Annotated in this window: 14 protein-coding genes; 10 read left to right on the forward strand and 4 right to left on the reverse strand. The window is 43.1% G+C overall.

All coding sequences use genetic code 11. The features are described 5' to 3' along the window. Positions 1 to 129 precede the first annotated feature (129 nt). From EBO34_RS01635 to yhaM, 4 genes are all read left to right on the forward strand, one after another. Entirely contained in the window at positions 130 to 801 is a 672-nt protein-coding gene (locus tag EBO34_RS01635; protein WP_122896221.1) for a response regulator transcription factor, read from the forward strand. After that, positions 798 to 2147 (forward strand): sensor histidine kinase, encoded by a 1350-nt coding sequence (locus EBO34_RS01640; protein WP_122896222.1) that lies wholly within the window; start codon positions 798 to 800, stop codon positions 2145 to 2147. Before EBO34_RS01635 ends, EBO34_RS01640 begins: the two co-directional genes overlap by 4 nt. Before the next feature lie 37 nt (positions 2148 to 2184). After that, positions 2185 to 3405 (forward strand): MFS transporter, encoded by a 1221-nt coding sequence (locus tag EBO34_RS01645; RefSeq protein WP_122896223.1) that lies wholly within the window; start codon positions 2185 to 2187, stop codon positions 3403 to 3405. A 120-nt stretch (positions 3406 to 3525) separates the two neighbouring features. Further along, positions 3526 to 4485, forward strand: a complete 960-nt coding sequence (gene yhaM / locus EBO34_RS01650) for a 3'-5' exoribonuclease YhaM (RefSeq protein WP_122898440.1) — start codon at positions 3526 to 3528, stop codon at positions 4483 to 4485. A gap of 420 nt (positions 4486 to 4905) precedes the next feature. Here the strand turns inward: yhaM and EBO34_RS01655 are convergent, their stop codons facing one another. Continuing rightward, entirely contained in the window at positions 4906 to 5253 is a 348-nt protein-coding gene (locus tag EBO34_RS01655; RefSeq protein ID WP_142996761.1) for a hypothetical protein, read from the reverse strand. Between the two features lie 135 nt (positions 5254 to 5388). On the opposite strand from EBO34_RS01655, the gene EBO34_RS01660 reads away from it, so the two are divergent. Then, complete coding sequence (locus EBO34_RS01660) at positions 5389 to 5661, forward strand: sporulation YhaL family protein (protein WP_122896225.1); 273 nt, start codon at positions 5389 to 5391, stop codon at positions 5659 to 5661. 318 nt (positions 5662 to 5979) lie between these two features. On the opposite strand, the gene EBO34_RS01670 is transcribed toward EBO34_RS01660, so the two are convergent. After that, entirely contained in the window at positions 5980 to 6699 is a 720-nt protein-coding gene (locus EBO34_RS01670) for a GntR family transcriptional regulator (RefSeq protein ID WP_122898442.1), read from the reverse strand. Positions 6700 to 6881: 182 nt separating this feature from the next. On the opposite strand from EBO34_RS01670, the gene EBO34_RS01675 reads away from it, so the two are divergent. Then, the gene (locus EBO34_RS01675) at positions 6882 to 8213 is read left to right on the forward strand and encodes a 6-phospho-alpha-glucosidase (protein ID WP_122896227.1); all 1332 of its coding nucleotides are present in this window, start codon (positions 6882 to 6884) and stop codon (positions 8211 to 8213) included. Between the two features lie 74 nt (positions 8214 to 8287). After that, positions 8288 to 9847, forward strand: a complete 1560-nt coding sequence (locus EBO34_RS01680; protein WP_122896228.1) for a PTS transporter subunit EIIC — start codon at positions 8288 to 8290, stop codon at positions 9845 to 9847. A 344-nt stretch (positions 9848 to 10191) separates the two neighbouring features. Here the strand turns inward: EBO34_RS01680 and EBO34_RS01685 are convergent, their stop codons facing one another. Continuing rightward, positions 10192 to 11115, reverse strand: a complete 924-nt coding sequence (locus tag EBO34_RS01685; protein WP_183163667.1) for a peptidylprolyl isomerase — start codon at positions 11113 to 11115, stop codon at positions 10192 to 10194. 509 nt (positions 11116 to 11624) lie between these two features. Here EBO34_RS01685 and EBO34_RS01690 point away from each other — a divergent pair. Both EBO34_RS01690 and EBO34_RS01695 read left to right on the forward strand, forming a co-directional pair. After that, positions 11625 to 11711 carry a YjcZ family sporulation protein gene (locus tag EBO34_RS01690; protein WP_122896230.1) on the forward strand — a complete coding sequence of 29 codons (87 nt, stop codon included), beginning with the start codon at positions 11625 to 11627 and terminating at the stop codon, positions 11709 to 11711. A 38-nt stretch (positions 11712 to 11749) separates the two neighbouring features. Continuing rightward, positions 11750 to 11836, forward strand: coding sequence for a YjcZ family sporulation protein (locus EBO34_RS01695; RefSeq protein WP_122896231.1), 87 nt, complete (start codon positions 11750 to 11752; stop codon positions 11834 to 11836). Positions 11837 to 12051: 215 nt separating this feature from the next. On the opposite strand, the gene EBO34_RS01700 is transcribed toward EBO34_RS01695, so the two are convergent. Continuing rightward, positions 12052 to 12231, reverse strand: a complete 180-nt coding sequence (locus EBO34_RS01700; protein WP_122896232.1) for a hypothetical protein — start codon at positions 12229 to 12231, stop codon at positions 12052 to 12054. Between the two features lie 191 nt (positions 12232 to 12422). On the opposite strand from EBO34_RS01700, the gene EBO34_RS01705 reads away from it, so the two are divergent. Next, positions 12423 to 13040, forward strand: coding sequence for a YpmS family protein (locus EBO34_RS01705; RefSeq protein ID WP_122896233.1), 618 nt, complete (start codon positions 12423 to 12425; stop codon positions 13038 to 13040). Positions 13041 to 13311: the final 271 nt, after the last annotated feature.

Raw genomic sequence — 13311 nt, forward strand, 5'->3', positions numbered from 1 at the left:
TTTCCTTAACCTCACATATTTGTACATATTCTCTGCCTTTCTTGTTCTTTCACCTGAAATTATTATAAAATAGCTACAACAGATGTGATTAGTTCAACTACAATACACCACTATTAAGGATGTGGACATATGGATAACTATAAAGTTTATTTAGTAGAAGATGAAAAGAATCTGGCAGAAGTCATTAAAGCGTATATGGAGAAAGAAGGCTGGGACGTTACAATTTTCCCGGACGGAAAGGAAGCCCATGACAACATTTCCAAAGCCCCGCACTTATGGGTTTTGGACATTATGCTGCCCGGGATGGACGGCTATCAGCTTCTTAAGGCAATTAAAGCGGATCAGGATACACCGGTAATCTTTATCTCTGCACGTGATAAAGATCTTGACCGTGTTCTTGGCCTTGAGCTTGGAAGCGATGATTACCTTGCAAAGCCGTTTATGCCTGAGGAACTTGTCATTCGTGCAAAAAAACTGTTAAAGCGCGTCTACCAGACTGAGGTACAGGAAGATAAAAAAATCGAACTCAACGGTTATACCATTGATACGAATTCAAGAACAGTGCATGACTACGAACAACAAATCGAATTGACGACGAAGGAAATGGATCTCATCATTCTTCTTACGAGCAATGTAGGAAATGCGTTGTCCCGGGAAGACATCATTGAATATGTATGGGGAAGCGACTATTTCGGTTCTGAGCGGGCGGTGGACGATGTAGTCCGGCGTGTACGTAAAAAGCTGCCGCGTATTCATGTTGAAACCCTTTATGGATACGGGTACAGGGTTCTGTCATCATGATCAAGCTCAATCTGACACAGCGGATTTGGTTCTCTTTTATAGCCATTATCCTGATGGTCGGGTTATTAATTGGAATTATTTATCCAATATCACTTAAAAGTACGCTCACCGAAGAGACATACCGGATCATTGAACAGGAACAGGCCAGAGTTATGCGGCCTAATGGAGATTACCCGGCACCGGCAACGTCCGAAGCAGAATTTCTTGAGAGACGTGAAGCTGCCCGGTCTGTCGGTCACCTTGTCATTGGAGGCAACCAGCTTGGAAGGCGCTTTGGCGATCCTGTACCGACCGAAGTCCTTGTTGAAATGGGCCAGCGTGCTCAGGATGTGGAGCGCCGCGGAAGGTACGAACTGACATATAATGACGCGACATTGTTTTATGTTGTCTTTAAATCGTACAGGCCTGAAGGAGAGGAATACCATATTACGTATATGTGGGATACGTATCGTGACGAGATGGTGAACAGATTGTGGTCGCGACTGTTTTACATTATGGTTATGGCAGGGCTTCTGAGCCTGATTCCTGCATTCTGGCTGAAGAATTATTTGAAGGTTCCACTTACCAGCCTGGGTAATCACTTTGAACAAATTGCCGAGCGGAACTGGAAAGAGCCTTTTCATTGGGAAAGTGACGACGACTTTGAAAAGCTGTCCAATCAGTTTGAGTCCATGAGGCAGAACCTCATGAAATATGACCGTGCCCAGCGCACGTTTATTCAGCACGCCTCTCATGAGTTGAAGACACCGATAATGGTAGTGAAAAGTTACGCTCAGTCTGTAAAGGACGGAATACTGCCACGGGAGAATATTCCTTCCACAATGGATGTGATTCTTGAAGAAAGCGAGCGTATGGAAAAAAGAGTCAAAGATATGCTGTATTACACAAAACTTGACTCATTAAAAGAAACGACGATGGAAAAAGTGACCTTCCCGTTCGGATCTCTTGCCTACCAGATCCGTGAACGCTTTTTTGTCCAGCGGGAAGATGTGGACATCGTTGTTATTGGAGAAAAGGTCAATGTATATGGAGATAAGGAGCAGATTCAGATTCTCCTTGAAAATCTTGTAGAAAATGCTCTTCGATATGCAGAAACAATGATTGAAATCAGCGCCGAAGAAACAGAAGATAAAATTATTCTCCGTGTAACAAATGACGGAGAAAAGATTCCTGAAAAAGAATTGGAGCATCTTTTTGCCCCCTTCAGAAAAGGGAATAAAGGTCAGTTCGGACTCGGTCTTGCTATAGTAAAAAGTATTGCTGAGCTTCATAAAGGTGAATCTTACGTAAGAAACACGGACAGCGGGGTTTGTTTTTCCATTCATCTGCCTATAAATAATAAATAGTTAACTAACGCCTGAGGCGCTGAAATGAGTGAATATCATGAGTGTTTCCGAAAAGAAGCGTAAAAAAGCGTTTCTGCTTCTTATGATAAATATGTTTGTTGTAATGATGGGGATCGGGCTAGTTATTCCGATCCTCCCTTATTATGTGGAGTCTTTTGGAGCCGGTTCAATAGAGTTGGGAATGCTTATAGCTCTGTTTGCATTTATGCAGTTTCTTCTTGCCCCGTTCTGGGGAAAACTATCAGATAAAATTGGCAGGAAACCTCTGATTGCCATAGGAATGTTTGGGTTTGCAGCAGCAGAATTTATCTTTGCATTTGCTACCCAAATGTGGATGCTCTATCTCTCCCGGATGATTGCAGGAACATTCGGAGCTGCTGTTATCCCAACAGCGATGGCGTACGTGGCTGATACAACAACTGAAGAACGAAGAAGTAAAGGTATGGGACTTCTCGGAATGGCGATGGCTCTGGGGATTGTATTTGGACCGGGTATCGGCGGATGGCTGGCTGAGATCAGCCTTGCAACACCGTTTTTATTTGCCGGAATTGCAGCATCAATTGCCGGACTTTTTTCAATCCTGTTTCTGCCGGAATCCCACCCCGCAGAAAAACGTAAAACAGAGGATACAGGTCTGAAAACAAACCAGTTTCAGGATATGTGGCAAGCTTTAAGAAGCCCGGCAGGCTTTCTGATTGCTTTGGTTTTCGCATTAAGTTTCGGCCTTGCTAATTTTCAGACCGTGTTTGGTATGTATGCGTTAGAGCGCTTCTCTTATAATCCTGCCGAGGTGGGAACGATCGTAATGATTGTAGGGCTGGTCGGAGCTGTTGCCCAGGGAGGCTTGATAGGAAGTCTTAGTAAGCGTTTTGGTGACGAACGTGTGGCACTCGGTTCACTCCTTTTAAGCGGGGCTGGATTTATTCTTATGGGACTTGCCTTTAACTATGCCACCCTGATTTTGACAACGTGCCTGTTTTTCCTGGGGAATTCTCTGCTCCGTCCATCTGTAAATGCGATGATTTCAAAACTTGCGGGAAGCAAGCAGGGACTGATTATGGGAGTAAATAATTCATTTGTAAGCCTTGGAAATGTTGCAGGTGCACTGATTGCCGGTAATTTTTTCGCGTGGAATATGTTTTTGCCGTTCGGGCTCGGTGCATTTGTCATGTTCTCTGCATTCGCGGCAACGCTTCTATGGCTTGGCAGCAGGCAGGAAAACACTGAGGTTATTAATCACGAGGCGAAATCTCATTAAACGATAGTCCGTTACATGTTCTGCACCTGAAACCAGCAGCTGCTGGACATAGAACACATGTTTGAAGAAATATGCTATACTTGTCAAAAAAAGAGACGATACATGGAGAGGGAGGAGAAGATGAAAAAAGGAATTAAGCACCATAAAATTGGGGAACCGGTAGAATCCTACCTGCTGATTAAAAGTTCAAAAAAAGGGGTGGCGAGTAACGGGAAGCCGTTTCTTACACTCATGCTTGCAGACCAAAGTGGAGAAATTGAAGCGAAGCTGTGGGGCTGTTCACCTGAAGATGAAGAACTTTTCATCGGTAAAGCAATTGTACATATCCATGGAGAAGTAAACGAATACCGGGGAAACCGCCAGCTGAAAATTAAAGCAATCCGGCCGACTTCCGATATGGATCAGGTTAATACGGCGGACTTTTTGCAATCAGCTCCTCTGCCACCGAATGAAATGCTGGAGAGGATTAACCAGTACCTGTTTGAGATGACGAACCCAAAAATCCAGCGAATTACCAGGCACCTTATGAAGAAGCATCAAAAATCATTTATGGAAGCCCCGGCAGCTACAAAAAATCATCACGAATATGTATCAGGGCTTGCTTATCATGTTGTATGTATGCTCGATCTGGCAAAATCCATTTCTGCCCTTTACCCTACACTTGATACGGATCTTCTGTATTCAGGTGTTATCCTCCACGACCTCGGGAAAGTTCATGAACTTTCCGGACCTGTCGCTACCGAGTATACAAAAGAAGGGAAGCTTCTCGGTCATATTTCAATTGTAGTAAATGAGATTGCAGAGGCTGCAAAAGAACTGGAGATTGAAGGCGAAGAAGTACTAACCCTTCAGCATGTGGTATTGAGTCATCATGGCAAAGGAGAATGGGGAAGCCCCAAACCGCCTCTGATCAGAGAAGCGGAAATTCTCCACCATATTGACAACCTGGATGCGAAGATGAATATGATGGACAGAGCTCTTGAAGGCGTTCAGCCCGGAGAGTTCAGTGATCGAATCTTTCCTATGGACAACCGCACGTTCTACAAGCCATTGTTTCATGACAAACCTCTGGACTTATAAAAAGAAGCCATCCCCTTACAGCAGTTGCTGTAAGGGGGTATTTTTATGTGGAAAGAGGATGTTGGGAGGAGTCCAAGATTAATGAAGGCAAGGTGATGAACAAACTTCGGGAGACGATGAACAATTTGTGCAAGGTGATGAAGAACGTCGGGGAGCCCAAGGTCAAGGATCCTAGTTGACGATCAAAGCTGCCAAACGTTCAATAAAGGGAGGAAGTCGATGAACAACGTGTCTAAACTGATCCCACACCAAACCTCATGTACTCTGCTCCATTAATTGAACCCCCTCGCACTCTATTTATCGCTTCTGGCACAGACCAAGGCGTCTGGCGAATGAGTTCCGAGAACCCGCTTCATTCCACACAAAAAACGAACGTGACAACAGTCCGTCCGTCTGGTTAATTATAGGATTTTCTCAGATTTAAAGCTGGTCAGGGCGTTTAGAATTCCTGATTGAAGATGAACGGACTTCCTGGAGAGGACGCGATTGATCAACAATAACAGCTTCTGCAAGAACTTCCTTAATTACTTCGTCTTCGAACCAGTTATAACAATCCGATTGATACCACTCATCCCATGTCATTTCCTTACAGTTACCCCACGCCTCCTGCCAGTAGGCGAGTAAGAATGTTTCTACCTTCTCATGAGCGATAGGGAAATAAACAAGAGGAGAGTTCTCCCTCTTTCCTTCAAGCTCTGCTAGGGTGATTCTAATCAATTCTTCCTGAAACTGGCCATATGTTAAATCTGATAGTCTCTGTTTAGTCATGAAATAACCCTCCGGTGATTTGTCAGTATATTTTTCTATTCCCGAATCAAGCTGGAAAAAAACACAAACTATCATATTTTTTCTCCCGGACCATATTAGTAGTAGAGAAAAGAAAAAGAAAGGGATGGTTGAATCGTGAAACGGATTAAAATTGTAGCAATCATTCTCGCTATCATATTCACTGCATTTGTTGTAAGAATTCTCTCAATGACAACTGTGGGAGCATTTTTGTTTCAAGTACCAGGCTGGGTTTACTTTCTGTACGCGGGAGTTATATTCTGCGGGTACAAAGCAGTACAAGCTATCGGAGATGACCGTAAAAAAGAACGTGTACTGATTGAACAGGAAGGCGAAATCATTATGAAAAAAGTACGGGATGAGAGGGAAAAAAGGAAGCTCGGTTCATAAAAGGAAAGTTAAGGAAATTATGAAAGCAGACTTGATAAAGAGTCCAAATGATCTGCTTTTACAGACGCATTGTGTGGAAATCCCGATCATATATACAAAATTCAGGTGGCCATATTCATGCTTTAAAAAGAAAAGATGGTGGTGTCTTAAAAGGGCCAAAACAAGTATGGATCCACCAACTCCCAGCCCACGACGAGAAACCACTCACAGCGGGGTTCATCAGAGGGGAGCAGCTCATTGCTACAGAGTAGAGAGAGCCTCATAAGGTGGCATTCCACCTTATGAGGCTCCCTCTTTTTATTATTGTAGTAATACTCGTCAGGAGTTTCTGTTTGCCACGATCGTAAACTTGTATTCATCACTCTTAAAGTACAATTCGCTATACTCAAATACCTGGTCATCGGTTAGATTGGAGAATAATTGAACTTTCAGGATCGGAATGGCTTCTGAAAGATGGAGCAACTTTTGGATCTTTTCTTCAGGAAGGAGAGGGATTACTTCCTGGAAGCTGTCTTTAATTTTCAGCTTTTTTTTGTTCTCAATATAATCGTACTTTGACCCTGACATGATTTCGTATGAGAGGTCAGGAAATAAACGGACGGGCAGGTAAGTATCTTCGAGGACAAAAGGGATGTTGTCTACCATACGCTGCCTTCTTACGTAAAATGTTTTTTCCCCATCGGACAAGTTTAGGATCTGGCGGATACTTTCTTCGGGTTCCAACAGCTGGAAGTCAACCACGTGATTGGAAATCGTTTTTCCGTAGGCTTCCATTTCCTCTGTAAAGCTGCGCAGGGAATAGATGTTATGTTCAATTTTTGCTTCCTTTACATATGTACCGCTGCCCTGGATTTTATAAAGCAGCCCTTCCTGAACGAGTAGCTGTATAGCCTGCCTGACTGTCACACGGCTGGCGTTAAATGATTCAGACAGTTTCGCTTCAGTAGGGATTGCTTCCCCTTGTTTCCATGCTTTTTTATGTATTTCTTCTTTCATTTGACTGGCGATATTTCTGTATAGCGGAGAAGAAGTTTTCATATATAATTCCCTCACATTCATCAATGGGTTGTTTTATTTGTATCACTCCTCTATAGCATACGCCAGATTTTTTTAATGAGCAAACAGATTTTTGTTGACGCTTACATTTGAATGTATTATATTTGTATTATAAATATATTAATACAAATAATATACAAATTATTCTTTTGGGAGGCGACATCATGAAAAAGCAAAATCTTGTAGTAGTAGGTGGAGGAAGTACATATACGCTGGGAATGGTTATGAGTCTTATTGAAGAAAAGGAAAATTTCCCTCTTAAATCCATTACTTTTTATGATACAAACGCTGAAAGGCAGGAAAAAATTGCAAAAGCAACAGAAGTCATTTTAAAAGAGAAATACCCTGAACTGGAATCATTCAACTATACGACAAACAGAAAGAAAGCTTTTTCTGATGTGGATTTTGCATTTGTTCAGATCCGTACAGGGGGACTGCAGATGCGTGAAAAAGATGAGCAGATTCCCCTCCGGCATGGTGCAGTTGGTCAGGAAACTTGCGGGCCGGGTGGCATGGCGTACGGTCTTCGTTCCATTAAAGATATGATCGAGGTTGTAAACGATGTAAGAGAGTACGCACCGGATGCATGGATTCTTAACTACACAAACCCTGCAGCAATTGTTGCAGAGGCTTTGAGAAGAGAATTTCCAAAAGATGATAAGATCTTAAACATTTGTGATATGCCGGCAGCGATTATGGTAAGCTACGCTAAAATTCTAGGAAAAGAGATCTGGGATTTGGTACCCGAATACTTCGGACTCAACCATTTTGGGTGGTTTACTGACATCTATGATAAAGAAGGAAACAAACTTACAGATGACATTAAAAATGCAATTAAAGATAATGGTTTCCTTCCGGAAGACTCTGAAATTATAAATGACCCTTCATGGATAAAGACATTCAAACAAGTAGAAACGATGCTAAATGATTTTCCTGACTACCTGCCAAATACTTATCTGCAATATTACCTTTACCCATCACAGATGGTGGAAAAAGAAGACGTGGAAAATACGAGGGCCCGCCAGGTCATTAATGGCCGTGAAAAGCGTGTTCATGATCAGTGTGAAACATTAATCCGTGACAACTCAACGGAGCATGCAGATCTTGAAGTGGACATTCATGGATGTTATATGATCCGCGTAGCGGCCTCCCTTGCCTACAACAACGGTGATACATTTATCGTAATTGTGGAAAATAACGGGATTATTTCCAACCTTCAGGACGATGCCATGGTCGAAGTTCCTGCATCACTAACTGCCCGGGGTCCAAAACCGTTTGCTGTCGGAAGTATTCCAACGTTCCAAAAAGGACTCATTGAAGGTCAGCTGGCATTCGAAAAGCTTGTAGTAGATGCCTGGTACGAAAAAGATTACAACAAGCTTCTCCAAGCTCTTACGTTGAATCGTACAGTAGTTGATGCTCCACGTGCGCGTGCGATCCTTGATGATCTGATTAAAGAAAATAAAGAATTCTGGCCGGAGCTGGCAAAAAAATAAAGATGGAAGCCGGGCTGGTAACTTTCCAGCCCCGTTTCGTTAATCACGATTAGTAAAACAGGGAGGGTAACATCATGAATTTTGCAAGCTTGCAGAAGTTTGGAAAGTCCTTAATGGTTCCCGTAGCCTTACTGCCGGCTGCAGGAATTTTACTTGGAATCGGAGCAGCGATGAACGGTCCTCTTGCTGATTATTTAACATTTTTGCAAGCGGATTCAATGCAGTCTGTAAGTAATGGAATGACGACAATTGGACTGAGTATCTTTCAAAATCTGCCGATTATATTTGCAGTGGGAGTGGCTATCGGTCTGACCGGGGGATCTGGTATAGCGGCGCTTGCAGCATTGCTCGGTTATATTATTATGAATACAACGATTTCACTGGCAATGAACATCACACCGCAAATGGCAGAAGAGAGCGGTGAATACGGGATGACTCTCGGCATTGCTTCCCTTGAGACAGGTGTGCTGGGTGGTATCATTGTCGGGTTACTGGCCGTATGGGTTTATAACCGCTTTAAACGTTTTCAGCCTCCTGAAGTGCTCGGTTTCTTTGCAGGTGACCGGTCTGTTGGGATTGTAATGGTGTTTATGTCCATTATTTTGGCGTTCCTGGTTATGCTTGTCTGGCCTCCGATTCAAACGGGGATTAATGCAGTGGCGAATATAATCGCAACAGATGCCACAAACCCTGCTTATATAGGACTTTACGGCTTCCTCGAGAGAGTCCTTATTCCAACAGGATTACATCACATTTGGTACGCACCTTTTTTGTGGACGCAGCTTGGGGGAACAGCTCAAGTTGCCGGACAGATGGTTTCTGGTGACCAGTATATTTTCCTTGCTCAAATTGCAGCAGGAGAAGAAGTAACGGCTGGACGCTTCATGGCTGGTAAGTACCCGATTGTTATGTTTGGCCTGCTTGGGGCAGCATATGCAATGTATCGTCAGGCGGATAAGAAAAACCGTCCGGTTGTAAAAGGTATGCTGATTGCAGCTGCAGGTACTGCTTTTCTTACAGGAATAACCGAACCGATCGAATTTACGTTTTTATTTGTAGCACCTCTGTTGTTTGTTATACATGCTGTCATAACCGGGTTCAGCTTTGCTGTTGCCTATATATTGAATGTTCAGCTTGGCTGGGCTGGAGGCTCGGGGTTAATCGATTATATTTTAGTTAACGCACTTCCTGGTACACCGAACTGGTGGATGAACCTTGTGATGGGGGCAGCTTTCTTTGTTCTTTACTATTTTATTTTCTCCTTTGCCATTAAAAAGTGGAATCTCGCAACACCGGGAAGGGCCGGTCAGGAAGCGAAGTTGTATACGAGGAAAGATTACAATGAAAAAAAAGAAGCAGGAAGTAAGCCTGCAGCAAAGAAAGACCAGTACCGTGAAACAGCTAAGGAAATTCTCACTGCTCTTGGAGGAAAAGAGAATCTCGAGCATGTGGATGCCTGTTTTACACGCTTACGGGTCACTGTAATCGATCCGGAGCAGATTGATGAGGCACAGCTTAAAGCATTGGGGGCTGCGGGTGTTATGAAATATAACAAAAACATACAGGCAGTCTTTGGTGGAAAATCAGACTTATATAAAAATGAAATCAATGACATCTTGGAAAGAAGCGCATAGATAAGCGGCCTTCATGATTACTAAGATTAAAGATAGCAGGGACCCATTTCCTCTGCTATCTTTTTTACTGCACTGGTATTAAAAGGGATGGTGTTCTATGCAAAAGGAATCTATCATGATAATACAATGAGAGGATTCACGTTGTGCGGATTTGAACGGAATATGTGAGACTCCCTGCGGAAGTGCGAGACAGACGAGACCCCGCAGGGACAAAGCCCTGAGGAGGCTCGGCGCGAGTCCGCGGAAAGGGAGCGTATTCCGTTTAACGAAGCTGAATATCAATTCTTTTTCCGGGTAACTAAACTAAAAAGCGGGAAGCACATAAGTGTGCTTCCCGGATATATTTACTGGTCAAACAACCCTTCGAATCGGCTGTCAATAACATTAATTTCAACTTCGTCAATCACTTCCTGCTGCAGTTGACCCATTCTCTGCATCATACGCTGGTTAAGGGTATTTCTGAGCTGATCTTCAACTTCTTCAAAGTCATCTTCAAATTCATTGCGATCGGTTACTTGAATAATATGAAAGCCAAAATCAGAGCTGACAGGCTCACTGATTTCGTCTGTATCCAGACTGAAAGCTGCTTCCTCGAAAGGAGGAGTCATTGTTCCACGGCGGAAGAAACCAAGGTTACCACCATCTTCACGGGAACCTGGATCCTCTGAATACGTCTTTGCAAGTTCTGCAAAGTCTTCATCATCCATAAGGCGATCGTAAAGCGCGTCAGCAGTTTCCTGGTCTTCTACAAGGATATGACGGGCTTTTACTTCCTCACCACGCTCATACTCATGGCGAAGTGCGTCCTCATCCGGTTCTCCTTCATCACCTGCAAGCTTTTGCAGGACAATGTGGTGCTGGACCCGTTCACGGAGTTCCTCTTCACCAGAAACACCTTGCATCTCCATTGCATTGTAGAATTCTTCGTCTGATTCGACGCCCATCAGTTCCTTAATGGAGTCAATCTCTTCATTTACTTCTTCATCTGTAACGCCTAATTCCTCGGCTTTGTTGTTCATAATTGTTGTGAGTACAATTTCCTGAAGAACCTGATCTCCATACATGTCTTTTAATTTATCTACGAGTTCCTGCTCAGTCACATTACCGGCACTTGTTTCAACCACGATTTGTTCATCGCTCTCCTTAGCTTCAACATTGGACTCATTGCCATTATGGCTGTTTTCTTCCCCGTCGCCTGCATCGTCATTAGTACATGCACCTAAAACAAGTACCATTGACGAGGCAAACAAAACCCACTTCTTCTTCAACCTCTCCATCTCCCCTGTGCTTATAAACCAAGCTGTTTTTATCACATATACTATAGCACAGCAGGGGGTAAATTGAAACGATTGTATAAGGAAGAAGGATTTAACAATCTTATTTTCGTTGTTTGAAATTGTAATCCCTAACATGTGATAAATTTTTTTTTGGAATTTTCCGAGTCCCGCTGCAGCGCCAGCGAGCTCGAGGTCAATTATCATCTGCTTCTTCCGTATATGAAGCAACTCGCCGTTTATCAGGAAGGTGAAGCTCGTAGCTGAAGCCTGCATAACGGCTTCAATCTGGTGGCCTCCCTCAAATGCTTGTGACTAAAGGATAAGGGCAATTAAGGCTTTCGTCATCATGGCGAGAAGCCAATTCTTCTTTTTCGCTCGTGACCAAGGCGCTTTCGCTTTTGTACTTGAGGGGGAAAATTATCAAAGAACTCGTGACAAACGTCCAAACAAACAAACCATTTTTAAATAGTATGTAATGAACGATGAAAAGGAGGGATACCATGTCACATTCTTACGATAATGGATTTGCATTGCTAGTCGTATTGTTTATTTTGCTGGTTATCATTGGGGCGGTCTGGGCTTACTAGTGCCATATTTTTAACATAGGCGAAAGGGGGTAACGCTTATGAGTCATAAAGGACATGGTCAGGGATTTGCGTTAATCGTCGTACTTTTCATCCTGCTCGTTATCGTCGGAGCATCCTGGTATTAAAAAGCACGTTATCTGAGTTTGATAAAAAAACTTGGCTTTTCGCCCATAGCGGCGAAAGGCTTAGTTGGCTTTTGCGGTTCGTTTCCCGCGAGCGCACGGGGTTCCGGGAGAATGGAGTGAAAACGGAGATGAATATAACCTGAACAACAAAAAAACTGACTCGCATGGCTGTGAACCGAAGGAGTCAGATTTTTCCGTTTTTTCAGTCGCAGTATTTACGTAAAGAAGATCCGAACAAAGGAAGAAGTAAGCAGAATCATAATCAGAACATTAATTGTCCGAAATACTTTCGGCTGCTTTTCTTCTGAAATTTCTTTTTGAATACATAATGTATTAGTCATCGAATTGATTGTGAATAAATATAGCGCTGCAAATAACACAAATGGAATAATCATCAAGTAACCCCCATAGCTTAGGTTCATTGTTTAACTTTATCAAAAGAAAGTCAAAAATCATAGTAAATCAATCACATTGTTCCCATTTTGAAGCCCGTTGCTTTAAAATAAACGGGGAAGGGCTTTTTTCCATTATAGATAAAAATACGTACATCCAGCTGCTTTATTACAAGAGAGGAGAATGATTCGTTGTGAAATGGAATCAGAACAAATGGAAAACAGCCTTTTTCTCTTTGCTTACTATTGTAACATTAATCACGGTTTTCATCATGTTTATGTTGTTACGACTGTTTGGGCCCATTGACGACCCTGAGTGGACTCAAGTGGAGAGAGGGGACTGGGAGTCGCAATATCCATCCTTTGTACTTGAGGCCGATAAAGGTAACCTGAACCGGCTGATTCAACAGGAATTGGATAAAGAAGACCCTGGCCGTGAATACGACATTTACCTGGAAGATGAGGTTCACTTCCGTGCCTCATTCAGTGTTTTCGGCAGCCAGGTCCCTGTTGAGATGAATTTAGCACCGGAAGTAACCGATGATGGAAACATCATACTCCAGGAGACGTCATTTCGAATCGGCTCTATATCACTTCCTTCTGCTCAGGTCTTCAGGATGATGGACTCTATGGCTGACCTTCCCGATTTTGTCTATATAAACCCTAATGAATCGATGATTTATATTCAGCTTCAGGAAGGGGTATCGGAGGATGTTCTTGTGGAAGTAGAGGAATTCAATCTTGAAGACGACAGGATCCGTTTTACGATCTTTTTAACCGGAGAAGGAGAACCGGAAGAGGGGATGGAATAATTAAGCTGTTTTCGCATAGATTGTTGCTATTTTCATTTCCTTCAGAGTACAGATAATGAGCCTGCGTGCCCTTATCTTTCCGTGGCGGTGCCGACAAGCCTGGAGAAATCACCATGCTTCTCCCTCTTCCGGGTACGCTTCGCAGCTATCTGCTTCGAAGCAACATCGAAGCTCATTCGAGATGTAAATGCTCGTCACTGCCACAGGAGTCTCAGGCACGTCGGCTTTATTACCTTTGTCAGTAAAAGCAACAACCTTTACGAAAACAGAC

This window comes from Alteribacter keqinensis (assembly GCF_003710255.1).
GTDB classification, from domain to species: domain Bacteria; phylum Bacillota; class Bacilli; order Bacillales; family Salisediminibacteriaceae; genus Alteribacter; species Alteribacter keqinensis.